This is a genomic window from Pseudomonas sp. SDI (assembly GCF_003105155.1).
Taxonomy (GTDB): Bacteria; Pseudomonadota; Gammaproteobacteria; order Pseudomonadales; family Pseudomonadaceae; genus Aquipseudomonas.
Genome location: NZ_QETK01000044.1, coordinates 1 through 25,018, shown reverse-complemented (window position 1 = coordinate 25,018; position 25,018 = coordinate 1). Strand labels below are relative to the sequence as shown.

The window sequence follows — 25,018 nt, the reverse complement described above, 5'->3', positions numbered from 1 at the left end:
GTGTTCATCAAATCGATCAAGATCTCAATTGATACCAACGAAGGCCCGTTTGGCTTTCTGACCTATTTCAAGCGCAACCTGAACATCATTCGCGGGCGTAACTCAGCCGGTAAAAGTACCATTGTCCATAGCATCCTCTATGCACTGGGCATGGAGCAGCTGCTCGGTGCCCAGAACGACAAAGCCCTGACCTACGTCTTGAAAGACTATGTCGAGTATGGCGGGCGAAAGTGCTTCATCACCCGCTCTCTCGTCATGATGGAACTAGAGTCGAACGGTAAAACCATTACCGTGACTCGCAAAATCAGGGAAGAAAAGGTCGATCCGCGACTTGTCGAGATCCAAGAGTGCGCGGTGCTGACCAAAGGCGAACAGGCCGAACCGCTCTACCGCTACCTGCACGACGGTGGCAGCGCACAGATCGAGGAAGGCTACTACACCTACCTGGAAAAATTCCTCGGCCTTGACCTGCCTCAGGTACCGCACAAGAGTGGCACACAGACAAAGCTCTATCTGCAGTACGTCTTTGCTGCGCTGGCCATTGAGCAGAAACGGGGGTGGACGGATTACATTGCCAACCTGCCCTATTTCGGCGTCCGTGACGCCCGCATCAAAATTGTGGACTACCTCGTCGGCACCAACGTATTCGAACTGGATGCGAAACGCGCGAGGCTTGACCACGAATCTGTCCAGCTCAACACTGCCTGGCTTGACATAACCAAGGCGCTTTCAAATGATGCGCTGAAAAACTCGATCCAAGTGGTGAGTCTACCCCCGGCGCCTACGGCGGTGTTCCACGCCAGTGAAGTGAGCTACCTCAAGCGTACGGCTCAAGGCCCAATGAGCCTGGATGAGTATAAAAACAGCCAATTCCAAGCTCTGCTGAGACTTCAGCAAGAAGAAACGAAATGGAAGGATGCAACTCCTGAAGCCACGCTCAAGCAGATTGAGGCGGAGACCGAAAGGCTGCTGAGATTGACCGCTGCGTATGAGGCGACTCTGGGCGAACTCACCCTGCACCGGGCTTCACGCAGCGCTAACACTGTTCACCTGAAGCAAGCCCAAGACGAACTCATTAAAAACAAAGCTGCGCAAAAACTCATCAACTTCGGCGCATCGTTGGATCTGAGCATTGCCAAGGATGTCTGCCCGGCGTGTCACCAGGATGTAGGTCACTCCCTGACTGACCTCCATGAGCACACGCCCCATATGGACATCAAGACCAACATTGACTACCTGCAGTCACAGATCCGAATGCTGGAGCGCGACAGTGCCTCCATCGCCTTATCCATGAGAGAAACCACTGTCACCAGTGAGGATCTAACACGGCGCATCTCCGAATCCAAATCCAGGCTGCGCGCGCTGAGAACCGACATTACGACGACCTCAACAGTCTCGAAAGCTAATCTACGTCAGCAGCTACAAATGGAGATGGACATCGAGGAGGCCTCGATGTTTTCTCAGCGCAACCGGGAGCGCCTGGAAAAGCTGGAAGCCCTCGCCATTGAGGTCGATCTAAACCAGAAAGCCCGTGCCGACCTGCCCAAAGAACATTACTCCGAGACAGACCAGAAAAAATACGATCTGTTTGCGAAGCTGTTCAGATCCAACGTAGGCGCATTCGACTACCACAGCGCACCTGTCAAAGACATCATCTTCAACACAGATAATCTCTTGCCAGAACTGGCCAAGATAGAACTCAGAGAGATTTATCAAAAAGATTTCAGCGAGATCAAACAAGCCTCCGAGGAGCGTTCGTCACGAGACAGCAGCAACATCGCCCAGGAATCGAGCGCAAGCGACTTTGTCCGCCTGATATGGAGTTACATCTTCACCTTGTACGAAACCTCTTCGCACCCAACGGTGAACGGTAACCATCCAGGTTTTCTTCTTCTGGATGAACCTGGGCAGCACTCCATGGCGACTAAAAGCCAGCAAGCCCTGTTCATGAAGCTCGCGGCAGCCAAAGACCTTCAGAGCATCGTTGCGGCGTCTTTCGACGACAGCGAATCAACCTACCGCGAGTCCACCCACAACGTGGATTTCAAACTCATCAAACTGGGCGATAAGGCAATCACTCCAGGCGGCGACACCGATCCTGTTGGCGAATGATGCCAGTCACGTGACCGCGATACCTACCTGTTCCTACCACGCTGGGAGCCTTCGCCAAGGCTTCGAGCGCAACACTCAAGCAAGTCGCTTCAGGGTCAGCAGATCGCTGGCCCCGGAGCGCTGTGCCTACTTTTTTGATCGGATATAGCCCACTACGCTAAACCCACTTCATGACGAAAGAGGGTTGCACCATGGGACATTCAGTGGCCGGCCAGCTCAGGAAAGCTCGGCTGGATCGTAAGCTCAACGTAAACCAGGCTGCGAAGTGGGCCTCAGTCACGTGGCGGGCATGGCGAGCCTGGGAGAGTGACGCCCCCTCCAAGCGCAAGCCATCTCCCGCTGCGCTGCGTTTGTTCTTCTTGCGCGCGGGCATCCCCATCCCCAACGATCTACGCGAGTACCTAGACCCCCATCGCAGGTCGCACGTGATCAGCATCACCAGCTCGAAGGGAGGTGTTGGCAAGTCGCCCATCACGGTTAACGTGGCAGCGTGCCTGGCCTTCAAGGGCATGCGGGTGGCAATCATCACTGACGACGCGGTCTATCGTTCGATGGTCAGCGCTGGAGAGGGGCCTGAGGCCAACAGCCTGGTGAGCGCCGTGGACATCTACGACCTTCGGGATGTCGTGATCCACCCCTCTGAAGCGAAGAACCTTGCCAAGAAGATCGACCGAGACCTGGAAGCTTGCCCTGACAAGGAGATCGCCCATCTTTACCTGCGAGAAGATATCGATACCCTGAAGCGAAAACAGCAATCCGTTCACACGCTGGATAACCTGAAGCAGAAGTACGACTATCTGTTGCTCGACGTGAAGTACGACTTCAAGCTGCTCAAGGACAACTGCGACATCATTGCCGTAATCGTCGACAGTTATTGCGTACTCTCGGTAAGGGCTGCTCGACGGTTTATAGATCGACTGAAAGGCGAACCGTCCAGAAAGAAACTGCCAAAAATTTTCAGCTTGTTGACGCGCTACGACATTGGAGGACAAAGCCGTGAGCTCGTGGAGTTCCTGGGCGACCGCAAGGACATCTCACCAGAAGTCTTCGAAAAACTTAGAAACGAGCGGTACCAACGCTATCGGTATCGGGAATGCATCTTCAGAAAAATCATGGAACTGCCCATTCCGCCCCTGAGCGTTAGACTGACCTCAGCTCACGATGTGGTGATCGATAATTTCAATGAAGAGAAGTCGATCTGGGAGGGTTATTGCTACTTCCATTCACTGCTAGATATTGCCCCTCACTCTCCCGCAGCAGCCGAGTGCATGAGCCTGACGGAAGAACTTATAGATATGCGGCTTTAACCCATCGAAGCGGGAACCGCCTAAACGGCGGCTCCCGGGTCGATCAGTTCGCCAACCAGCTTTCTACGACGTCAGCACCATGCTCAGCTTTCCACTCTTTCAACAACCGATGGTTACCGCCTTTGGTTTCGATCCGCTCACCGTTGTGCGGGTTCTTATAAACCTTGAGCTGCCGAGTCCGACGCGGAGCTTTCTCGACCACCGCAGGTGCGCGACGCACGCGCTGAGGATCCAAAACATTGATGATGTCTTTGAGACTGAAGCCATACTCCGTGAGCAAGTGACGCAGCTGGGTTTCGAATTCAATTTCTTTTTTTAGCTCACTGCTGCCCTTGAGCAGTTCAAGCTCTGCCAACTGCGAGGCCAGCTTTTTTCCAGTTCACGAAATTCTGCCAAACGAGACATGAAGCTTCCTCAAACAATGATCATGATGTAGACGATTGGCCTAGTGTAAACCATAAAAGTTGAGCCAAAGGACTCTAAGGGGGTGAGCCGTGTCTACGGCTGCTTGCTGCCCTAATCTTCCTCCTAGAGCCAGTGGCTACTGGCCGGTGTACCACGGCTTCGCTCCTCCTCACAGAAATGATGAGCATCCTGACAGCCGACGAATTACCAATCACCAGCCACGCCTCATCGCTGTTCCAGCCAAAAAGCGCCCTGGCCGCAGAATAAAAAACGTGATGCCCATCACAAAAATCCTGATCCATCGGTGGCCAAGAGCCATCCCCGCGCGGGACAGCCAATCGGGGAAGGGCTTTCGTTGTAAGCTCGGGCGACCCAATCGTATGGAATCGCGCAACGCCCCGAGCCCATGAAGGAACGACAAATTCGAAAAGTGCTGATCGACGCGGGAGTGCTCCTCGCCTACCCAGACATCATCACGAAAATTCGCGTCAAGAATAATCTGCCCGTGCTCCTGGCTCAGGTGATGACGACGCTCATCGAGCATAGAGGCAAGCCTACCGTTCAAGGACAGAACGCCGAGCGCGTCCTATCGCAGATTGAGGGCGGTCATGCGAAAGGTATCGCTTCCTTCCCCACTGGCGAGCCCATCCTCTCAGGTGATTTGCTGGCCAAGTTTCGATTCGATGATGATTCTGCGTTCATCTTGAAGCGCCAGGTGTTCACCGCACAGGGCATGAACGCCCAGCTGATTGAAGTGGCCCGCGACTACGGGATGGCCGTGGTCACCTGCGATGATCACTTCAAGGGCCAGGCGGAGGCTGCCGACGTGGCCTGTCACAAATGGCCGCCTCAAACTCAAGCATCAACGCCCCCTCAATCCCAAACGCTACGGCCAAGCCCTGGCCCGCTCAAGCCGTTTGCCGAGCACCGCACCCCCATGAGCACTGCCGACGTAAACGTCGACGTCAAAATGCTCCCCGGCTCAAACGACGCCGTTGTCACACCCGGTGGAAAACGGATGGTGTTGGGCAAAAAGATCAGCGAAGGCGGTGAAGGAGTCATTTACGAAACCGATACCCCCTCCCTGGTGTGCAAGATCTACCACAAGGGAAAGATGACCCGGCTCAAACGTCAGAAGATTGAGTTGATGGTGTCGCGCAAGATCAACCGCGAGGGCATCTGCTGGCCCACTGATCTTCTGTTCAACCGACACGCCGAGTTCGTCGGCTACCTCATGCCGAAGGCTCAAGGTAAAACGATGCAGGTCTCGATGTTCGTCAAACCTGTCCTCGAAAAGTCGTACCCGACCTGGGGGCGTATTGACCTGCTCAATCTCTGCCTTGCCTTCCTTGAACACCTACGCTTCCTGCACAGCCTGAACATTCTGGTGGGGGACATCAACCCGATGAACCTTCTGGTCACCCAGGACAGCAGCAAGCTCTGGTTGGTTGATACAGACAGCTTCCAGATCGAGGGCTTTCCCTGTCCGGTGGGTACTGTGAATTTCACTGCGCCCGAGATCCAGGGTGTTGCCTACGAAAGCTTCCTGCGCACTCGAAGCCATGAGCTTTTCGCGGTGGCAACCATGCTGTTCATGATTCTGCTACCCGGCAAACCGCCGTACTCGCAGCAAGGCGGCGGGTCACCCTCGGATAACATCAAGGCGATGAAGTTTCCCTATCGCGACTTCAGCGACAAGGACAACCACACCGGAGATAACGCTCCTAGGGGATCCTGGGAGATCATTTGGAATCACCTGAAAAAAGACGTCCGCGAAGCGTTTCACCGCACCTTCCGACAGAATGACAGGGTCTCCATTGAGCAGTGGATCGACCTGCTATCCCGCTACCGCTTCTCTGTAAAAAAGGGATATCTAGCTAACGAAATCTTCCCAACCTCGTTCTTCATGATCAGGGATCCGGTGGAGGTCGCGTGCGGGAAATGCTCGAAGAAGATCACCACCTCGAAGAAGAATGTTCAGATTCAGGCGAGCAAGGGCCGCAAGGTGTGGTGCCAGGACTGTCACAAGCAATACCGACTGAAACGCATGGCTGAGGAAAGCTATAAAGAAGGCTTACAAGCGGAACAGCAGAATCAGGGAAGACCCGCCCCACCAGCGCAGAGCGCTCGGCCGGTAAGCGCTCCACGCCCGAGGGCCGCGCAGCCAGTCCAGACAGCGCCAGTACGCCCGTCACCGCCAAAGCCTGTGAACCAGCAGCCGCAACCCAGCAGAGCAGCCACGACGCAGCCGCATGCAGCACAACCGACCCGCCCGCAGCCAATACATGCACAGCGATCGGTACCGCAACGCCCCAGACAACAGTCCAAGGTTGCTGAATTGCTCAGCAAACTCTGGCGCGCAATCTTCGACTGATTTTTCGATGACCATGCAACTGAGAGATCGACCATGAAGGAAGAATACATCCTCAGCCAGGAAGACCTGGTAGATAACCCAACCGCAAGGGTACCCATCTGCCTGGTGCTGGACGTCAGCGGCTCCATGAGCGGCGAACCCATTCGAGAACTCCAGGCTGGAGTACAAATGTTCTACGAAGCAATCCGTGATGACGAGATTGCTCAGTACGCCGCTGAAATCAGCATCGTTACCTTCGGCAGTCAGGCGCAAAGGACGGTCGACTTCATGTCAATCGAACGCCAGGACGTGCCTGCATTGATAGCAGAGGGAACGACCGCCATGGGCCAGGGTGTAAACCTTGCACTGGATCTGCTGGAGGTTCGCAAAGGCGACTATCAGCGAGCGGGTGTCGACTACTACCAACCCTGGATGGTGATCATGACCGACGGTGAGCCCACCGACGACATCAGCCGTGCAAGTGAACGCGTCCGAAAGCTGTGCGAGACCCGAAAACTGTCGGTGTTCCCGATTGCGATCGGCGCCGCCGCCAATATGGACACCCTCGCCCTGCTCTCGCCTGGCCGCCCACCCCTGCGCCTGAAGGGACTGAACTTCAAAGAATTCTTCCTGTGGCTCAGCCGCAGCGTATCGCGCGTGTCGCAGTCGACTCCTGGTGAAACGGTGCCGTTGGATCTAGCCGGTATCGAAGCTTGGGGTCAGGCGTAACTCATGAGTGAAGCGGATCGCAGCTACTCCTACCGCACGTCGTGTGGGCAAATCGCCGGACGGTCGCACCTGCAAAGCAATGCCCCCTGTCAGGACTACGTTGCGGCCCGCGCTCAACGAGACGTTGCCTGTGTCGCTCTCGCAGATGGTGCCGGCTCCAGATCGCACTCGGAGCATGGCGCTCGGGTTGTCGTAAAAGCGACCACGCGCTTGCTGATGGATCAATTCGAGGAGATCTGGGCGCTTGCCGGAACGAATCCCAGCCAGGCCACGGCTGAGCTGCTGGATCACTGCCTGACAGCCTTGCAACGCCAGGCATCGGAGCGGAACTGCACTGTTTCGGCCTTAGCTAGCACGTTGCTCTTTGTCGCGCACTCCAAAGGCCGGTTCCTGGCAGGCCACGTGGGCGACGGCTGCATCATTCACCTGCAGGACGACGGCCAAATCGTGGTGCTATCGCATCCCGACAATGGGGAATACGCGAACACCACGTTCTTCGTCACAGACGCGACAGCGCATGATCGCTTTCGGTTGTACCGAGGTCATTGTGCACAAGGTTCTGGATTTGTGATCATGAGTGACGGAACGGCAGAGAGCTTGTACCGGAGGTCGGATAAAACACCCGCCTCTGCGGCGTTACGGCGGATGTTCGCCTGGAGTAATACCTCAACGCGTAGCGATATGCGTGACGCGCTGAACCGTAACTTGAGGGAGATCTTCGCCGCGAAGTCGGCCGACGATTGCTCCATCGGCGTTCTGTCACTCAGCTGCACCAGTAATAGCCAACAAGCAGGCTAGGAACGCGAAGTAGGCCACGCCTGCTCAGCGTCTTAGCCCCAAGGTTAATCGCCAGGGAGACATGATGAAGCAGTTGCACGACCGAGCATCAGACCCCATGGGGCAGGACGTGATCGCGTTGCGGCCTGACAACTTGGCTGAGCTCGAAGTCATTGAGCGACTGGCAGAAACAATTGGCGTCGCAGCGTTCGCCGTCCAGGCACAGCGCTTGGCTGAGCTTCATAAAATTGACCCAACGGCGCCGATTCAGTCGATCACGCGCTGCACCCACCCCACTCAGATCGGGATGACCGATGGGCCCTTTGAGGTGTTGAGCAATCTGTGCGAGCAGCTGATAGCGCGTGAACCCTCACTGCTGGAACGGCTGAGCTATCGGTCTCGTGACATCCAACGCACAGCACTACCCTTGCTGCTCTGGCTCGACCTGGTCAGGTACGCTCGCGAATGCTTTGACCCAGCGGCACAGGACGCAGATTTTTTGGTAGCAAAGCTGAAGGAGGGCCTGTCGAGCAAAGAGGCCTTTTATGCCCTGATCGCTTCCAAGCGACGCAAGTCGTAGTGCTTCCCTGAAGCAAGCGCTGGCAATGATTGCGCGACGTGTTGGCATACGCCTTTGATGGCGTCAATGGCGGGTGAGAGTCTGGTAGCCCAACGCTGCGAGTTGATACTCGCCGATCGTGGCAAACAAATGTTCTGCCGTAAGCGGCCAGCAAACACACCTTCAGAAATCCCGAATTAAAGACGATGGTGTCCACCTATTTTTAAGTGAACGCGATCACCCTTATCGCCAGGATTCCCATGCCCCAACGAAGCTCCTATCCCAAACTCTTCAAGGCCCAGGTCGTGCAGGAATGCCTGCAACCCGGTGCCTCAGTTTCCAGCGTCGCCATCAGCCACGGCATCAATGCCAACGTGATTCGCAAGTGGCTGCTCATTTACCGCGATAAACCCGACGCTCCACTTCCCGCGTTTATACCGCTGCAACCGATACCTAAACGGCACGCTGATGAAGCGGTGGTGATCGCACTGCCGCTGGGCGACAAATCCATTACGGTAAAATGGCCCATCTGCGACCCAGACGGTTGCGCACGCTTCATCCGTGGCCTCTCGCAATGATCCGCATCGACGCCATCTGGCTCGCCACCGAGCCCATGGACATGCGCGCTGGCACCGAAACGGCGTTGGCCCGCGTGGTCGCCGTGTTCGGTGCGGCGAAGCCGCACTGCGCTTATCTATTCGCCAATCGCCGAGCTAACCGAATGAAGATGCTGGTGCACGATGGCGTGGGCATCTGGCTTGCTGCACGGCGTTTGAACCAAGGCAAGTTTCACTGGCCTGGCATTCATCGCGGCTTGGAAGTCCGGCTTGATGCTGAACAACTTCAAGCGCTGGTGCTCGATTTGCCATGGCAGCGAGTTGGCGCTAACGGCGCAATTACAGTGATTTAATCCTGCCTTTGAGCTGTAGTGGACGAGTTGCTTTGGTAAAATCCACTGCATGACTTCCTCGCCCAATCTCGACCAAATGACACCCGAACAACTGCGCACACTGGCTGCGCAGTTGCTGTCGAAGGTCGACACCATGGGCCGAAAAATCCATCGTGACGAGAAGATCATCGAGCAGCTCTCTCACGAGATTGCCATCCTCAAGCGCCACAAGTTTGCCAAGCGCAGCGAGCAGATCAGCCCGGCGCAAGGCAGCTTGCTGGATGACCTGCTCAACACCGACCTTGAGGCCATCGAGGCAGAGCTTAACGCGCTTCGTCCTGCCCCGACGCCGCACGAAATCCGCCAAAAGCCCAAGCGCGCGCCGCTGCCGCCGCAGCTCCCACGTACCGTCATTCGTCACGAGCCAGAGAACACCCAGTGCGTTTGCGGGTGCCAGCTTCAGCGCATCGGCGAAGACGTCAGCGAAAAGCTGGATTACACACCGGGCGTGTTTACCGTTGAGCAGCATGTACGTGGAAAGTGGGCCTGCCGCCAGTGCGAAACACTGATCCAGGCACCAGTGCCGGCCCAGGTGATCGACAAGGGCATCCCGACCGCAGGCTTACTCGCGCATGTGATGGTGGCCAAGTTCGCTGATCATCTGCCGCTGTACCGGCAAGAAAAGATCTTTGGCCGTGCAGGCTTGGCGATCCCGCGTTCAACGCTGGATCAATGGGTTGGGCAAACCGGCGTGCAACTCCAGCCATTGGTGGATGCACTGCGCGAAGCGGTGCTGGTTCAGCGAGTCGTGCATGCCGATAAAACGCCGGTGCAGATGCTGGCACCCGGCGAGAAGAAAACGCACCGCGCCTATGTCTGGGCTTACTGCACCACGCCGTTCTCGGTACTGAAAGCCGTGGTCTACGACTTCAGTCCCAGCCGTGCAGGGGAACATGCACGTAACTTCCTTGGCACCTGGAGCGGCAAGCTGGTCTGCGATGACTTCGCAGGTTACAAGGCCAGCTTCGAGCTGGGCATCACCGAAATCGGCTGCATGGCCCATGCTCGCCGTAAGTTCTTCGACCTGCATGTGGCGAACAAAAGCCAACTGGCCGAACAGGCACTGCACTCAATCGGCGGCCTGTACGAGATCGAGCGGCAAGCCAAGCAAATGAGCGATGAAGACCGCAGACGATTACGTCAGGAAATAGCGGTTCCCATCGCAGGAAAGCTGCATGAATGGATGCTCGCTCAACGCGAACTTTTGCCGGAGGGCTCGGCTACGGCCAAAGCCTTGGACTACAGCTTGAAACGCTGGGTAGCGCTGACGCGCTACCTGGATGATGGTGCTGTGCCCATCGACAACAATCCGGTAGAAAACACGATCAAGCCATGGGCGCTTGGGCGCTCCAATTGGTTGTTTGCCAGATCGCTCCGCAGCGGTAAGCGCGCGGCAGCGATTATGAGTTTGATCCAGTCGGCGCGCAACAACGGGCATGACCCGTATGCCTATGGCTCTGATAGGATCGCGCGAAGAAGAGAGCGCGCATCTAGTAGCACAACCTCTGCCTGTGAAGGCGAATTGAGCAGGCTTATCGGGTGGACATATATAGGTCTCACCCAATTCCGGCATGCACCTAGGGATGAATATGCATATTTTTATAGACGAATCTGGACTATTCTCAACTGAGCCCAACCCACATGCTTGGAGCACTGTAGGCGGGGTCGCGATTCCCGACAGCTCACTGGCCAAAGTCAGCGAAGCACTCAATAGTCTCAAAAAAGCATATGAAATTGAACCCAGCCAGGAGTTCAAGAAGGTTCGTCCGGACTGCGCATCACAGCCCTACCAAGAGTTCCTAGAGGCACTTGATGCCGCCGACTGCACGCTATATGTCCTGTCGACTAGAAGCTCTAACACTGAACGTGAGAGCTTGGAAAAGCATAGATCTGCGACGGCCATGGCCATTCGCAACTATGCTACGAAGGTTCCAGATGCAGCAACCCATGCCGAAGAAGTTATCAGCCTTTTCGAAAGCTTAAGTCAGCAGGAATATAACCAGTGCATTCTGCAGGCACAAATGATTTGCGACATGCTTCCGAAGATGGTTTCCCACTACGCTGACATTTCACCTAACGAACTTGGCAGGTTTAAATGGGTTGTTGATCGCAAGAACATCTCTGAGAATAGGTATGAGCGCTCGTTTAAAGAACTCTATGTAGGACTTGTTACCGTACGTTCTAAAAGGCAAACCTCTTCAATATTAGCAGGTCGCGACTATAGCGCATTCTTTAAGGCATTCTCTTCAGATGACGACATGGATGAGGTAATGAGGCAATCTAAAGAGATGTATGAGATCGATCATACGCACCTTGCACAATCTGCCGTTCCATTGTCATTCGGTACATTGTTGCAAGATGAGTTCAGCCTTGAGGACTCGAAGCTCAGTGATGGAATTCAGGTTTCAGACCTGCTTGTTTCAAGCGTGAATCGCTGCCTCAAGCAAAACTACACGGACAACGTGAAAATGGCTAAAGCCTTGGGGAAGCTGATGATTAACGCCCCCAGAATTGACGAGCAAGCCGTTAAAATTTTCGGACACGGCCCTAAGCGCCCAATAGCTAATGCTCCAGCAAAACTGTTAACTCTTATGGATAGCTCATCCAAACAGCTATACAGCCTGACATTTAGAAAAAACTTTTCCAAGAATGCCCCGCTCTTGTAATTAATCTGACTAGATTCTGAGGGAAAAGCCAAGCGAACTCGGATTTCTGATTCTGACCGGTTTCTGCCAGCTCAAGCCGGGTGGGGGATTTCTTTCTCACCCCGCTGCGAGAAAATGTATTGGTCAACCCAAGACGCTTCGGCAAAATATGGAAGGGCCTTCACAACGATACCCAGCCTCGGAGTAGCGTCACGATCGCTTTACTCGCTAGCCTCGATGGTCGCCGTACTGCACCCCACATCAGTCGGCTGGACTGCCGCGGAACGATCAGCCAGAGGGCAGGATGCGCAGTGGTGGAGAGGGTCGTCCACGAGGCCCGTTGTCGTATGCTTACTGCGCAACAAAGCCCTCCATTTGAAAACGACACCGTCTGCCCCCACCACATCCGCACCATCGATAATGAACAAGGGCAACATTGCCGCAGGTAGGCTGTACCAAAAGCCAATGCACGACGCTATGTCGTTCGTGCCTAGAGGCTTATCAGGCAGGATCTGGTCGCCAATGCTCTTGCACAATTTTCGAAGGGCCTTCTCATCAGCATCCACGTAGCGCAACAACGCAAGATTTTGAAACGCTAGCCCCTTTTGCCCGGATTTGGCCCCCAGCACGCTGAATCGGTTACCTTCAGGACATGTAACGCGTACCGCTCCCTCGTTCACGACTTTCTCTTGCACAAGCTTTTCCAGATCCCGCGCAATTCGTTTTTCGGCTACGTCAGTGATAAACCCCAACCGCACATCGAGTCGCTGACTCGAATGGAGCGCATGGGATTTCTTATCGCAGGCCTTGAACAAACAGTGGACGCGACGCAGGGTCTCTCCCCCACTCCAGGAACCATCACAAAAAAGCCGGACTTGGTGCTGCTTCTTCATGACAGGTAAACGCCTGCTGTCATGCAAAACATTGTTATCTATATTGGCAGACAGCACGCCGACCAGTGACATGTCTCCGCTGTGAGGGTCGGCACCTAGGAAAAAGGCGTTCTGATCCACAGCCGGAAGATCGTCGAAATAACTTGCCAAGTCAGCTGCGCTCGCGATTCGAAGTTGAGCCAATAACGCAGCGCCCGCTCGCCGCCCCAAGACTGGATCGACCTTGAAAAACTGAGATACCCACTCATCCGGTGGGATGCTCCGGTATGGAGTTTTAGCGCATTCCCGACGAGATCGAGTGCGCCAATTCAGATTCTTCCCGTCTAACCAGTCCTCAATCTGCTCAATGAGCTCATGCTTCTTGAAGCGTACGATATTAAACCGGGCGACACTCGCAGATGTTAAGTGCTGAGAAACGTAGACCAAGGCATCGAGCGAGCCCGCGAGACTAGTGACCAAATTGTCGTTAGCCGCCTTGTCGGCACTGAGAGTGCAGATTTCAATGTGATCAACCCAGGCGCCCGCTGAAAGCTCATCCCATCTACTCTTGGCGCCTCTCAACCCGTCCTCGGGCATCGCAACGATCAAACGCAGCATCGCCGGGAACTTACAGCTTTGGCTGAGTGAGCAATGTTACGACAACGTCCATTGGAACCATGATCTTCGATAACTGCGAATCATCAAGCGTCTCCAAGGCCCTGAGCAATAACTGACGTGCCCCCTCGGCGGAAGAGTTGGCGTGCGGGGTCGGTGCTATCGCACTAGGAACTTTGAGACCGGCCCGCTCAACTCCCTGCCGTTGGCTGGCATGATCCGCCTGGAATTCGGCTACCAAGCGCGCCCTAGTAGCCTCATCCGTTGTGACATCATTCACACGATTAGAAAATATTTCTACGATCCATGAAACACGCTGAATGCCCCATTCCTTGAACAACCCGGGTACAGCCTTGAGCGACGAAGCCCAGGCCGCATACAGGCTGGTGTCGAAATTCTCGACGGTGCTTGCAATCTGCTGTGTGGATTTTCCGTCTCTCTCAAGCAAGGCCAGGAACCGTTCGCACATTTGACGGTGGTCTTGCTCTGACAGGCCTTGAATCACCTGTGCATCCACATCCACGTCAATTCCGGTGCCGAGGAGGAAAAGCGTGTTCTGCTTAGGGTTGAAATAAATCGTCTCGGTCGGACGCGTAGCACAAAAAGCCTTCCACAGCGCTCCGCCAAATGAGGGCGTGATTGGCTGAAAATCGACCTGGTACAGGTAGTCGTAGCCCTGCCGTTCGGACGTCGGAGTGACGATTCCCGAAAGGAAATTATCCACGAAAGAACGTAAATTGGGGCGATTCCCATCCAACCACGATTTGTAGTTGTCGGGAGAAAGCACACCATTGATCAAAGCCCCTAGCTGAGTACCAAGGATCTTTGTTGCTTGGTGAGAATTGAGATGCTGGGCGACGGCGGAGCGCAATCTCTCCAACGCGTCTAGAGAGGGAGGAGAACTTAGCTGCGTCATGCATGCCCCGGAGAAGAACGACGGCCCACATACCGTGGGCCCGTTGGCTAAGATTCTAAGTGCTTCACGGCTAGCTTTTCCGTTGCACTAGGGCAATTATCGCGAGCGCCCCTCGGGTGAGACGTAACTGAGACGTCCAGCGCACATATTTTATGCCGTGTACCAAATATACCGGCATGTCTAAACATGCACCCGTTCGCCTAGCATACCAGCTTTCTAATCGAGAAACCAAGAGCCATTGCCCGACGCAGCACTACACTGGCGTGGCCAGCTGGAAGGTATTTACCGGATAGCTAGCCGTCCCTTCCCATGACGCTGCCATTCGCGTAGTGGAATGCCCCAGCACCCTCAGCTTGTCCGCGTTCCGCACCTCAAGCTCCGCAAGCCATCAGCCTCAGCGAGGCGCGTGCGCGTTGAGCCCGAGACCTGTCGCACTAACCCCGCCATATCGACTTGCATACGATGTGAAGCTGGCCGTCTTTTTGAGCTTCAGAGACCAGAGAGGGGACAGATCCGCTGCTTTTGTTGAAAAATTCAGACGCCTCCACAAAACGATTTTGAGCACACAATACCTTCGTACCGTTGAGCACAAGAAATCGGCGCGTTTTTTCATCAGTCGGATTTAGCTTCAATCCCTGACTGAGGCTCTGCAGCGCTTCGTCCAGACGGTGCAGGCGATACATAGCATAGCCTTTGAAATTCCACGCCAACGCATCAGAAGGATTGACTTGTGTCGCGCGAGTAAAGCTCGCCAATGCGTGCTCGAAATCGTTGGATTGCACAAACATTCTGCCCATGCTCATGGGATCGGTCGCCAACGACGCTGAGGGCTCTACGCTTGCGGCAGCAGGAGTTACCACCTGAGGCTGGGGATCAGTCGGTTTCTGTTCACTGGCGGTGGGTGTAGCCGTTGCCAGTCGCGCCCTGCGCTCCTCAACCAAGCGCCTGACTGCCAACGCATCCTGAAGGAGCAGATTCCCGTCGGGCGTCGGTAATCCGAACTGGGCCAATGCCTGCAGCTTAAGATCGGCGTCTGGGGTCTGGGATACAATGAGATCGGCAAGGTACTGCCTCAGAATCACGTTTTTGTCGGCACTGAGTTTCTGGCCCTCATTAGCCTTCAGCGAAAGCTCTGTGTCCTTGCGCACGAGATCGGCCTGGTGGGCTTTGTCCTCGTACTGGATGCGCACCGAATTCGTGTAGACGAGCCCGAAGGCTCCGATCACCCCCGCGACTATTAATCCCGCAAATCCGATCCAGTGACCACTTGTCCCAGCCATCGATTGTGGCTCTAGGGGCGTAGCTTTGATCTCTGGTGTGACAATGTGCTGTACATGTCCACGGGCAGGCCGAGGAGGAACCAGTGAGTGCTCAGGCTTCGTAATTCCTGGTTTTGAATGGAAATCCGTCATGCTTGCTTGGTCGCGGTCAGATTAGATACTCGCTCGCGAACCGAACCGCCCTTCCCTATCGATGGTGCCAACTCAGAGTGCGAACGCGCCTTGCGGACAGCCCATAGATTGATCGGGCTGACGCTGCGTGATATTGCCTCAAACCAGGAAGCCCGTGCTAGAGCGTTCACAGCGATCCAATTGCATGAAAACAGAACTATCGTTGCGCTATCTGGAGAACCTCTCCCCGATCTGCTGGATTGATGCTTGCCTGGGCGGCGTCTGACAGGTCAGTCAGGTGTGATTTACGTAAGGGCCCGGCGAACACACCTTCCCGATGCCACCGCCGAAGGACATGGTGTCCACCTAATTTAAGTGGACACCATTTCTGGCCCATCAGGCGGATTCTTCATGCACCTTCAGCGCCGCACCTACAGCAAATCCTTCAAAGCCCGGGTCATTCAAGAGTGCTCCGAGCCCGGCGCCTCCATCGCCAACATCGCCTTGGGCCACAGCCTCAACGCCAACCTCATCCACAAATGGATACGCCTGCACACGCAGAAATCCACCGCGTTGCAACCAGCGTTCATCCCGCTGCATACCCAGATGCTCCCGACCGGATCACCAGGTCAGCCCTAACGACGCGAGAACGCCTGGAATTTGAGTACCGGTGTAGTGACTCTTCTGCTCGCTCAGGATCTCGCCTAGACGCTCACGTAACGCAATCAGGTTTGACGGGGTTCGGGGCATTCGAGAACCTTTGTGCAGAGGACGACAGTGAACTTGAACGTGCGTGATGCTACGGTCGCGCCGCGATCGGCAAAGCCTACCCTTTGTGATGCCTTGAACGTAGCTGTATTCGCACTGAACAGCAGCTACGCTTTGCACACACCATTTAGGCCCGGAGGAAATCACGATGGCGTATTCAGAGCTCCTGCGCGACCAAACTGAGCGAGTCTTTGGGGACAAAGTCAAATCAGCGGTGTGGCTCAGTCAGCCACGTGCTGCGTTTGATGGGCTAAGCGCGCTGGAGTATGCCCGAGACGAGCCTACGTATCTTCGCGTAAAGGAAACACTGGACAGCATCGAGCATGGGTTTGCAGCCTGACTCCGTTTCAGCAAGGCCTCTGCCCGAAGATCACTCCGACTAAGCGCTCGAACGGTAACCGCTATCCAACATCCTGAGCGATGGCAAACTCTCATCATGGGAGGTGCAGCTGATTGTTCTACAGCCCGTCCCGCGCTTCCAAAACCTCTGCTTTCCAGAATGATCCTTTCACCGAGGTAATGCGTGTTCGTGGGGGGGGGCGATTCTAAATCGCATGTTCCAAAACACCTGACACTGAGTTTTCATAGGTCAATCAAGTTTTTCAAATCGAGCACAGGTAGCCCCATGGACACCATCGACAACGAACCGTTAGACCTCTCGATGTTTATGAGGCGCGAGTCCTTGACGGAGATGAAAAATCATCCGAACCATTGGTTCAATCGGTCTTCAGACTTACACGCAAGCGCCGGCGCGGTATGGCACTCCATGGGCGCTCAATCAAAGGAAATTGCTCAAGAACTCGGACTTTCATCTGGTTTTGACATGGGTATAGCCTGTTACCACGTCTACCACATGCTCTGCGGCCTAGCCCTTGAAGTCATGATGAAAGCCGTGCTGATGCATCGCCAGGTCGAAGAGAGCGAATTCAAGACCCATTCCTTCGAGAAGCTCCATAGGCTCCTGGAGATCTCATTGACAGAGGAAGAGCTACGCCTGCTCAAGTTCTATGAAGGTGCTCTGGTCTGGGCGGGGCGTTACCCCACCCCCGTGAAGGCAAACGATGACAAGCTCATGGAATTTTACAGTTTGGCCAACAGCGTGCTTACCAAGGATGGGCCACCCTTAGAAGGCACTAGCTTGCGATTCACTGTCGATAGCGGTGCAACAGACTGGCCGCAGTATCATGAGCTCTGGGCCAAATACGCCAGGATGTTTCACGAGTAGGATCACAATCGACCGCATGATGGGGAAGGCCCAATCCCCCTACCGGCATAAATCATCCTGCAGATCGCCTCTGAGCTTCTGAGTTGAGTACGGACTCAGCGCAAGCGGCCCAGGATGTGTTCTGACCTGACACTGGAGTGACCGGTCAGAGGGTGCTCAGCGTGATTCCGTTTTAGTTAGGGCTCTGTCCAGTGGTCACCCTGATAATGCGAGCTCAGAACTTGAAGCCGCTAGATCCCGAGCCAGCACTGCCGTCACAAACACTTAGCTCGTGTCAGCGTTTGAAGCGCTCCTAAGGATCAAGCCTCGCGGACGTTTGAGAAGAAGCGTTCGGCAGTGCATCATCCACTGCAATACTCAATAGGAGGGGTAGCGATGATCGTATGTGAAGGACAACTCAGTGGCGACTTTGAAGGCTTTGACGACACCGACACCATTTTCGAGTTCTACAACGGTCAAAAATGGCAGCAGGCGGTGTACTCCTACTCCTACTTCTACTCCTACATGCCGCAGGCCAAGGTCGTCCAGGAGGGCGGTGTTTATCGACTGTATGTGCAAGGCATGATGGGCAGCGTTGAAGTGAAACGAGCCTGAAATGCGGGTACCGGGTACTAAGCCTTGCCCCATTGAACGCTCGACCGAGTAGACTCCCTCAAAGTCTATTCAGGCTCTGGCCAGCGCTCTCCCACAGCCTGAAAGCTGCCAAAGAATTTCCGAGGTAAGGAGCTGTTGATTGGCTACAAACATCATCACCCGAGCAGGGCATGAGAAGCTCAAAGGCGAGCTCGATCACCTGTGGCGTGTGTACAGACCTGAAATTACTCAGAAGGTCGCCTGGGCAGCATCCCTCGGGGACAGAAGCGAGAACGCGGACTACCAGTACAACAAAAAGCTTCTACGCGAGATTGATCGCCGCGTCAGGTATCTTCGTAAGCGAATGGAGGATGTGAAGGTCGTGGACTACTCGCCGGAGCAGGAAGGAAGAATTTTCTTTGGCGCTTGGGTAGAGATAGAGAACGAAGACGGTGAACGGAAGAAATTCCGGATCGTGGGCTACGACGAGATCTACGAACGCAACGACTACATTTCCATCGACTCCCCAATGGCGCGCGCCCTGCTCAAGAAAGAGGAAGGCGATGAATGCGTGGTGAAAATCCCGGACGGCGAAGCCACCTGGTATGTGAGCCAGATCTCGTACGAGCCATGAGGATAGCTCGATGGTTCAGCGCCGGCTGTGACCATGCCCTAGCCTGCTTTGACGCATTTACTCACCGCTGCAAGCATGTACCTTGCTGCTCACGTGTCGCGGGCACCGTCACCCTCCCCTGGAGGCACTGAGCCTTGGCTGATCTCATTCTCCACGGCGGGGCCTAGTGCTGAACGCTTCAGTGCGAGTTGTTCAAACATCCAGTCGCCCGCTGAGTTGAACTCGCGCATCATCGACTCGAACTCTTCGTCACTCAGTGATAGTGGTACGTTAACGCTCTCCATGGGGTCTCACCGAACTCTCCGGAATCGAGTCACTGGCTCCACGCCATTTTCGACCGAATCGTTCCTCACACACCATGATCCGCCGCGAAGAACGCGTCCCTCAAGTCAGGAGTGCACAGATGGTCGTGAAAGATCTTGCGCAGCAAGTAGTCCACCAAGTAGGCCCGAAGACGGGAGCGCAGTTCGATGTAGGATCCCGAGCACTCAATGGTGTGGCTGGGCCAACGAAGCATCAGGGCATGCCTCAACGCCATGAGTGCATGGCCACCGGCAATGCTCTCGTACAACCGCGTTGAATCATCAAAACCTGCGACGCGCTTGTACCGTGCCAAAGCCTGACTCAAGACCTGGGCCAGGGACTCCCGGTACACCTCCGACGCCCGATGCCATACCTGTTTCTCAACATCACTGTTCAACGATAACCTCACTGTCGACCGTGCACTGCCCTTGACCCAGGCGCAGCACGATGACCACCACCATCCATGACACGAGCATCAGCATGCACATCGAATTCGATTTGAATCAGAACGAGCTTGAGGCCCTTCTACGCCACTGCCAAACCTACAAGCCCACCAGTGGTGACGTTCGAGAAGATCGACGTGTACAAGACGCGCTTGAGGCTCTGGAGGAGGCCCTGCTGTCAGCCAACGCCTCGCATTGAGCTTTGATGCCCGCTAGGTGCGCTGATACGTCGCTACCCTAGCAGCAGGCCGCCCACTCTCAAAAACGCAGGCCGACTTCACCCAACGCTGACACATGTTGTCCGAAATGGGTATGTCTTCAGACGCAGCTGTCGCTTCAAAAAAAGCTGGAAAGGATGGTGCTTTGTAGTCAAAAGCAAAAGCAGCGGCCTAACGGCCGAAGTACCGATTTCCCCTACCAGCTCTGCCTCGCCTATCGGCAAGGCATACCAGGCTGAAAAACCTCGAAAATCAAAACCGTAAAGCGAGTCCGCGACACCGCGCTATACCCGTGCATCGGGGGTGCAAGCACTACGTAGCTTTTTCTTTGCTCTCAAATATAAGAACTCCGTCTCGTTTAAAAATTTTCAAGAGGGGGGGTAAAAAATGAAGAAAAGTAAAATTCACTGAATTAATCAATAAAATTAGTGATAATCACTGGTTTTTTGCACCTCTACCCGTTCAAGGGTGGCTGGATCAGGTCATCCAAAATCGGCATCCATTACCTGCACCAGTGCGCATGATCGTGTGGTTTCTTGTCGAGGTCATGCCTTGGCGGATGACAGCTTAAAGCCATGCAGAATGTACGGTTAGTCATCCTGGCAAACCTCCTCCGATCACAACCCTCGGTCGGCCAGGTGACTGCTTAATTCGCCTTGTCCGCCCCGTCAGTACACAGCAGAAGCTCCGGTGATGGCCTGGGGGCCGGCAACACTCAACCGGCAAGATGGCTTCCCTCCAATGGCCTGGCTTATTCAAAGGCGCAGACCGCGTCGTCATCCTGTCCCTGCCCTGCAAGCCCTGAGCTAGACAACGCGAGAGAAATTGGTAAATTCCAATGGTTGCCCCCATACGGCTCGCAAGCAGCCACACCTCAGGTCTAAGGAAGATCTCAGATGTCAGTCGATAACGTCGTTCGCCATTACAAGCAGAATGAGGCACAGCGGGAAAGCAATCGGGTCAAAGAGAAGGAGCGTGAACCACACACCATCGCGCCCCTCGACGGCCACCGAGATTTCATCCTTCGTATTCAGCTCAGCCACGAGCGCCACTACGACCAAATTCACGATCTGCTGGAAGAGAGCGGCTGTACTCGAACGGTCATCACGCAAGACGGGGTCAAACGTGATCTACCCCACGCGATGTTTTACCTGCGCGCGCAAGGGTCACCCACTAACCAGATGGTGTTCGAAGCTGTGGCCGAGATTCTGAATGAGCACGCTGATCTGCACCCCCTGGACGACCTCAATCCTCAAATCATTGTCATGATCGCACAGGACGTTTACCTGGATCTCGACGTGAGCAAGCAACCATGATCGGTCATACCCACGGTTTTCCAGACTCCGATTGGGCGCAAGCCAAAACCACTGCACGAGAACTCCTGATCAGGCGCGCACGGCTCAAGGATCGCGAGTTTGTGACCTATGGTGAGCTCGTGACCAAGCTCCCACTGGCTATAGAGCCCACCGATCCCCGGCTCAGCTACCTGCTGGATGAGATCTCGACCGAAGAATACGCCGAGGGTCGAGGCTTCCTCACAGCACTCGTGGTGCATCAAGAAGACTGGCTGCCGGGCACTGGTTTTTTCACCATGGCTCGCCGTTGCGGCGCTGAATACAAGAATCAGGAGACGTTTTTCTTGGAAGCGTTTAATTACGTGGTCGAATACTGGCGAGCGCACCGGGACTGAGTGTAATGGGATCCCTGCTGCGACAGGGCCCACTACTCATGCGCTGATGTGGTGCTACCTCCCGGACAGAGCTTATCTGGAGGGCCCACATCAGCCTAAAGCGCTTGTCCCGCTGAACGGACGAGCCGCTCGCAGCGAAGGGCTACTGGCTTTGAGCGTAAAGAATGCGCCTCACCAGTAGCCCTAAAGAAGCCCCCGCCCGAGAGGGTGAATGGCCCCCCGGTACTACCGAACAGTAACCCCATGACTGGCCAGATCACTTACCAAAGTATTGCGGCGCAGCATGCCCGGAATTTTAAAGACATTTCGATAGCCGTAATACATAAAGCCGGGAATCAGCAATAAGCCCAAACCGTAAGTCGCAGTCGCCACAATGATGCCTGCAGGAATGGCTGCAAACGACATCAAAACACCCTTAAACATACTCGACCTGGCAACAATTCGCACATCATCCAAGTCATATTCCACTTTGCCGTCACTTTTTTCAAACGCAATCAGCACGATAGAGCTTTTAGCAAGATGCTTGTAATACCAAATCCTGGGCACATCAGTAACGAGCGCACCCTGATATTTAAGATACTTCAACATCACAACTTCCTTGAAGTGAAACGTATTACCTTGCTCATCCTCTAGCCTGACCCTGCCATAGAGCGCATCGATGTCACCTACCGCCTTAACATCAAAGTTTTTAACAGTGACTTTCAGCTTCTTCAATTCAGACATGCATTGTCCTTAATTGCACTTAACCATAAGACAAGCGGATGAAAAAGGCCGCATACCTGGCGTTTTACCAACCGACCCTAATCATCGAGTTGATCGTTGATTACCTTAAAGCGCTCACGATTGCGGGTACCCACGAAAGATCCTGCAGGTAGCGCCCTGGCAGTCCGGGCTACAGCACGAAAGCCTTGCCGGCCTAGCAACAAGATGTCCTCACCCATCACACGCTCAGCTCACTCGTGATCACAAAGTGGTCTGCCCCGCCGACGCTGCGCATCAGCTTGAATCCCGCCCTCTCCTCGACGAACTCCAACGGCGGAGTGGCAACAGTCATCCCGTTGTCGCTCGCGCCCGACAAATCGCTGAAAACAGTTGCTGCGTAGCGTTGACCCGCTCTCGCAGCACTGGCCAAGTACGCGTCGATGGTTATCCCCCAATCAATGCTCTGCGCCTGAACGACCTCGATAGGCACATTGTGCTCAAGCGGCACGGACTTCAAAGCATGCGGGAAAGCCTGCTTTCTCACAGAAGTCGACATCAAATTTCAATCTCAAATAAAGGGTCGAAACCGTTTGCTTCGTTGGGATAGCCCCGAGGATTGGAGATCACCCGGCAGCCTGCCAGCTCGACATCAACACAGTGATGCGTATGGCCGAACACCCACGCATCGGCCTTTTCAATTAACGTCGACCACTCGTTGGTGTAGGCAGCGTTAAGATGTCCCTCATCCTTTATCCCGGCCACAAATGACGCTGGGGCATGGTGGGTAACGACGACCGTTTTGCCTTCAAATTTTTGGTCAAGCTGCTCGGTTAGCCACGCTCTGGCCGCGTGGTTGCGAGTCACGAGATCATCAGGCCTGAGCCGCCTGTAATTGGTATCTATCCGGATGTATCTAAAATCGTTCATCCACTCTTTTGCCATCTTGCATGCCGCAACCTGGTCACCGCTGCTCGTGAAATCTGTCCACGCTGTCGTGCCTAGGATCCGGACGCCGTTGATGATCAGCATCTCGTTTTCCAAGACGTGTACGTGATCAAGCGCAGCGTCCTTCATCTTCTGAAGGGTTCGGTCGATGTGACCATCATAGAATTCGTGATTTCCGCAGACATAAACGATGGGGCACTCGAACGCTTCACTGGCCCACTTCACGCCGCGACCCTTTTTGTCGATATCACCGGCGAGGATCACCAAGCCAACGCTCGGGTCTAGGGGCGGTGGGTCGAAGCGATGAAGCTCTCTGTGCAAGTCAGAGTAAATCCGAACTCTCAAACACTACCCTCCGTTGGATCGGCCACCGTCTCATCTTGCGATAGCAGCAGATCCCGATTCGATTTAGCGGTGAATTGAAGCCACTACCCAGGCCACTACCCTGCCCCACCTCTGGAGCTACAGGCATGGCGACGGCCACTGGCTCCGGGCCTGGTAGCTCACCGACAACCGAATCAGGAAACGCCAATAGCCACCTACGACCAGCGCAGCGTCCAGTTTTATACACCATATGCGGTGTAACTGTACATCCCGGCATGGCTACATCCTCCAATTTGAGGATATTCGCGTTGACGTTGATCAGACCGGCCCTCGCGGCCGTCATACGAGCAGTTCGAGGCAGCCTGGGGCTAACCCAGGAGGGCTTGTCTCACGCAACCTCTCGCACCTACGTGGCAAAGATCGAAAACGCGCAGAGCACGCCAACGTTGGACAAGTTTTCGGAGCTTGCCGAGGCACTGGGGCTGAGCCCCTTAGCGTTGCTTTCACTCGTTCTGGCCACACGTGACAACGTCTCGACTCAGAGCTTGCTCGCTCAAGCCACAGCGGAGTTGGAGGCCCTTGAGCAACGGATAAGCGCCTCAGATATCGCCGAACATCTCACCGGGGTGGGCGTCTTGAAGCGGCCGGCCGCGCGACCAGTCAACGTGGTCAAACTCAAGAAGGTGCTCCAGTGCAAAGAGTCGGGCTTGACCCAATCTGAGACTGCACGGCAACTCGGCATCACTCGATCCACGGTGAATTTCTTGTGGAAGCGATCACTGCCGGCTGACGATTGAGTAGCTGATACACGACCCGCAGCAGAAACACTGCCCAAGGAAAGGCGCATGAAGCAACGCACACTAGACTGGCGCAAACGCCGTAGCTGGCTGGCCTCTATCCGCTTCTACGCGAGCGACCTGCTAGACCCAGCACTGCGTAGCCACCTCCAGCGAAGCCGTCCAGACTGCTGGCCAGATGATCTAACCTGGCTGCCGGATCATGATGAACTCGTCCCCGCCTTCTGCGAAAAGCTGACTGGCTATTACAGCCATGTGAAAGCCTTCCACGGGTGCCGGCCTGAGAACCTCCGTTCCTATTACGAACTAGGGCTACAGGGTCAACAGATCGACCGCATTCAAACGCGCTTTCGGCAGCTTTTCCATGACGTCGATCCCGCTAGAGTCCAGCAAGCACTCGATGAACTGCAGACTCGGAGCACCAGTGAGAAAGGGAAAATCTGGTTATCCGGGGATGACCGCGACATGCTCAAGGACTATGGCCACTACGCCATCAACGGCAGTGAGTACCTCATGGCGCTCGCCGCTGAGTTGAACGGCGATAGCGGCCGAGGGGTGGACTATCGCTGGCGACTTCGCGAAATCGGAGTACCGACCATTCTTGAGGTGGACTGGGCCTGTCCCCTGGCAGCGGACGCCAAGAAGCTTGTTATCCAGCCTTCTGCCTCAAGCCTTTGGCATATTCGTTCGGAGAACGGTAGCCCAGCGCAGAGTGCAGTCGGCTGTCGTTGTAAAACCCATGGATGTAACTGGCGATCGATAGCTG

General features: G+C 55.0%; 26 protein-coding genes and 2 pseudogenes. 20 read left to right on the top strand and 8 right to left on the bottom strand.

Going from position 1 to position 25,018, the window contains the following annotated elements; all coding sequences use genetic code 11:
* Positions 1–2,112: an AAA family ATPase gene (locus tag DCO48_RS21430; RefSeq protein ID WP_116552607.1), complete on the top strand. Its 2,112-nt coding sequence runs from the start codon at positions 1–3 to the stop codon at positions 2,110–2,112.
* Positions 2,113–2,303: 191 nt separating this feature from the next.
* Positions 2,304–3,419 (top strand): AAA family ATPase, encoded by a 1,116-nt coding sequence (locus DCO48_RS21425; RefSeq protein WP_165840813.1) that lies wholly within the window; start codon positions 2,304–2,306, stop codon positions 3,417–3,419.
* A gap of 43 nt (positions 3,420–3,462) precedes the next feature.
* Here DCO48_RS21425 and DCO48_RS21420 read toward each other — a convergent pair.
* Positions 3,463–3,824: pseudogene (locus DCO48_RS21420) on the bottom strand (histone-like nucleoid-structuring protein, MvaT/MvaU family).
* A 406-nt stretch (positions 3,825–4,230) separates the two neighbouring features.
* Between DCO48_RS21420 and DCO48_RS21415 the strand changes: the two are divergent.
* The 8 genes and pseudogenes from DCO48_RS21415 (at position 4,231) to DCO48_RS21380 (ending at position 11,857) form a co-directional block, all read left to right on the top strand.
* Complete coding sequence (locus DCO48_RS21415; RefSeq protein ID WP_116552605.1) at positions 4,231–6,198, top strand: hypothetical protein; 1,968 nt, start codon at positions 4,231–4,233, stop codon at positions 6,196–6,198.
* 33 nt (positions 6,199–6,231) lie between these two features.
* On the top strand, positions 6,232–6,906 hold the full coding sequence (locus tag DCO48_RS21410; protein ID WP_020309399.1) for a VWA domain-containing protein: 675 nt from the start codon (positions 6,232–6,234) through the stop codon (positions 6,904–6,906).
* Positions 6,907–6,909: 3 nt separating this feature from the next.
* Complete coding sequence (locus DCO48_RS21405) at positions 6,910–7,704, top strand: PP2C family serine/threonine-protein phosphatase (protein WP_116552604.1); 795 nt, start codon at positions 6,910–6,912, stop codon at positions 7,702–7,704.
* Between the two features lie 64 nt (positions 7,705–7,768).
* Positions 7,769–8,263 (top strand): hypothetical protein, encoded by a 495-nt coding sequence (locus DCO48_RS21400; RefSeq protein WP_256584138.1) that lies wholly within the window; start codon positions 7,769–7,771, stop codon positions 8,261–8,263.
* Positions 8,264–8,502: 239 nt separating this feature from the next.
* The gene (locus tag DCO48_RS21395; RefSeq protein ID WP_116552603.1) at positions 8,503–8,820 is read left to right on the top strand and encodes a transposase; all 318 of its coding nucleotides are present in this window, start codon (positions 8,503–8,505) and stop codon (positions 8,818–8,820) included.
* Positions 8,817–9,152, top strand: coding sequence for an IS66 family insertion sequence element accessory protein TnpB (tnpB, locus tag DCO48_RS23050; protein ID WP_165840812.1), 336 nt, complete (start codon positions 8,817–8,819; stop codon positions 9,150–9,152). The genes DCO48_RS21395 and tnpB overlap by 4 nt, the downstream gene beginning before the upstream one ends.
* A 49-nt stretch (positions 9,153–9,201) precedes the next feature.
* A pseudogene (locus tag DCO48_RS21385) lies at positions 9,202–10,665 on the top strand (IS66 family transposase); the annotation flags it as partial.
* A gap of 109 nt (positions 10,666–10,774) precedes the next feature.
* A complete protein-coding gene (locus DCO48_RS21380) occupies positions 10,775–11,857 on the top strand; it encodes a DUF3800 domain-containing protein (protein ID WP_133247629.1) in 1,083 nt (360 codons plus the stop codon).
* 200 nt (positions 11,858–12,057) lie between these two features.
* Here the strand turns inward: DCO48_RS21380 and DCO48_RS21375 are convergent, their stop codons facing one another.
* The 3 genes from DCO48_RS21375 to DCO48_RS21365 all read right to left on the bottom strand — a co-directional run bounded on the left by DCO48_RS21375 (position 12,058) and on the right by DCO48_RS21365 (position 15,519).
* Positions 12,058–13,326, bottom strand: a complete 1,269-nt coding sequence (locus DCO48_RS21375; RefSeq protein WP_116552600.1) for a hypothetical protein — start codon at positions 13,324–13,326, stop codon at positions 12,058–12,060.
* A 10-nt stretch (positions 13,327–13,336) separates the two neighbouring features.
* Positions 13,337–14,239: a hypothetical protein gene (locus DCO48_RS21370; protein ID WP_133247628.1), complete on the bottom strand. Its 903-nt coding sequence runs from the start codon at positions 14,237–14,239 to the stop codon at positions 13,337–13,339.
* Between the two features lie 434 nt (positions 14,240–14,673).
* Positions 14,674–15,519, bottom strand: coding sequence for a tetratricopeptide repeat protein (locus DCO48_RS21365; RefSeq protein ID WP_165840811.1), 846 nt, complete (start codon positions 15,517–15,519; stop codon positions 14,674–14,676).
* A 522-nt stretch (positions 15,520–16,041) separates the two neighbouring features.
* Between DCO48_RS21365 and DCO48_RS21360 the strand changes: the two genes are divergently transcribed.
* The 5 genes from DCO48_RS21360 to greB all read left to right on the top strand — a co-directional run bounded on the left by DCO48_RS21360 (position 16,042) and on the right by greB (position 18,830).
* The gene (locus DCO48_RS21360) at positions 16,042–16,269 is read left to right on the top strand and encodes a transposase (RefSeq protein ID WP_256584136.1); all 228 of its coding nucleotides are present in this window, start codon (positions 16,042–16,044) and stop codon (positions 16,267–16,269) included.
* A 277-nt stretch (positions 16,270–16,546) separates the two neighbouring features.
* Positions 16,547–16,738 (top strand): MbcA/ParS/Xre antitoxin family protein, encoded by a 192-nt coding sequence (locus DCO48_RS21355; protein ID WP_116552596.1) that lies wholly within the window; start codon positions 16,547–16,549, stop codon positions 16,736–16,738.
* Between the two features lie 285 nt (positions 16,739–17,023).
* On the top strand, positions 17,024–17,623 hold the full coding sequence (locus tag DCO48_RS21350; RefSeq protein WP_116552595.1) for a hypothetical protein: 600 nt from the start codon (positions 17,024–17,026) through the stop codon (positions 17,621–17,623).
* Positions 17,624–17,998: 375 nt separating this feature from the next.
* Positions 17,999–18,217, top strand: a complete 219-nt coding sequence (locus DCO48_RS21345; RefSeq protein WP_116552594.1) for a hypothetical protein — start codon at positions 17,999–18,001, stop codon at positions 18,215–18,217.
* Positions 18,218–18,356: 139 nt separating this feature from the next.
* Positions 18,357–18,830, top strand: coding sequence for a transcription elongation factor GreB (greB, locus tag DCO48_RS21340; RefSeq protein WP_116552593.1), 474 nt, complete (start codon positions 18,357–18,359; stop codon positions 18,828–18,830).
* A 349-nt stretch (positions 18,831–19,179) separates the two neighbouring features.
* Here greB and DCO48_RS21330 read toward each other — a convergent pair whose 3' ends face one another.
* Complete coding sequence (locus DCO48_RS21330) at positions 19,180–19,530, bottom strand: hypothetical protein (protein WP_116552591.1); 351 nt, start codon at positions 19,528–19,530, stop codon at positions 19,180–19,182.
* A gap of 50 nt (positions 19,531–19,580) precedes the next feature.
* Between DCO48_RS21330 and DCO48_RS21325 the strand changes: the two genes are divergently transcribed.
* From DCO48_RS21325 to DCO48_RS21315, 3 genes are all read left to right on the top strand, one after another.
* Positions 19,581–19,775 carry a hypothetical protein gene (locus DCO48_RS21325; RefSeq protein WP_116552590.1) on the top strand — a complete coding sequence of 65 codons (195 nt, stop codon included), beginning with the start codon at positions 19,581–19,583 and terminating at the stop codon, positions 19,773–19,775.
* A 915-nt stretch (positions 19,776–20,690) separates the two neighbouring features.
* Positions 20,691–21,110 carry a hypothetical protein gene (locus tag DCO48_RS21320; protein WP_116552589.1) on the top strand — a complete coding sequence of 140 codons (420 nt, stop codon included), beginning with the start codon at positions 20,691–20,693 and terminating at the stop codon, positions 21,108–21,110.
* Positions 21,107–21,484, top strand: a complete 378-nt coding sequence (locus DCO48_RS21315) for a hypothetical protein (protein WP_116552588.1) — start codon at positions 21,107–21,109, stop codon at positions 21,482–21,484. Before DCO48_RS21320 ends, DCO48_RS21315 begins: the two co-directional genes overlap by 4 nt.
* 225 nt (positions 21,485–21,709) lie before the next feature.
* On the opposite strand, the gene DCO48_RS21310 is transcribed toward DCO48_RS21315, so the two are convergent.
* The 3 genes from DCO48_RS21310 to DCO48_RS21300 form a co-directional block, all read right to left on the bottom strand.
* Complete coding sequence (locus DCO48_RS21310; protein ID WP_116552587.1) at positions 21,710–22,207, bottom strand: hypothetical protein; 498 nt, start codon at positions 22,205–22,207, stop codon at positions 21,710–21,712.
* A 217-nt stretch (positions 22,208–22,424) separates the two neighbouring features.
* Entirely contained in the window at positions 22,425–22,742 is a 318-nt protein-coding gene (locus DCO48_RS21305) for a hypothetical protein (RefSeq protein WP_256584133.1), read from the bottom strand.
* A complete protein-coding gene (locus tag DCO48_RS21300; RefSeq protein WP_116552586.1) occupies positions 22,742–23,476 on the bottom strand; it encodes a metallophosphoesterase in 735 nt (244 codons plus the stop codon). The genes DCO48_RS21305 and DCO48_RS21300 overlap by 1 nt, the downstream gene beginning before the upstream one ends.
* A 254-nt stretch (positions 23,477–23,730) precedes the next feature.
* Between DCO48_RS21300 and DCO48_RS21295 the strand changes: the two genes are divergently transcribed.
* Both DCO48_RS21295 and DCO48_RS21290 read left to right on the top strand, forming a co-directional pair.
* Positions 23,731–24,252 carry a helix-turn-helix domain-containing protein gene (locus DCO48_RS21295; protein WP_116552585.1) on the top strand — a complete coding sequence of 174 codons (522 nt, stop codon included), beginning with the start codon at positions 23,731–23,733 and terminating at the stop codon, positions 24,250–24,252.
* Between the two features lie 48 nt (positions 24,253–24,300).
* The coding region (locus DCO48_RS21290; protein ID WP_116552584.1) for a hypothetical protein at positions 24,301–25,018 on the top strand (718 nt) is incomplete at its 3' end.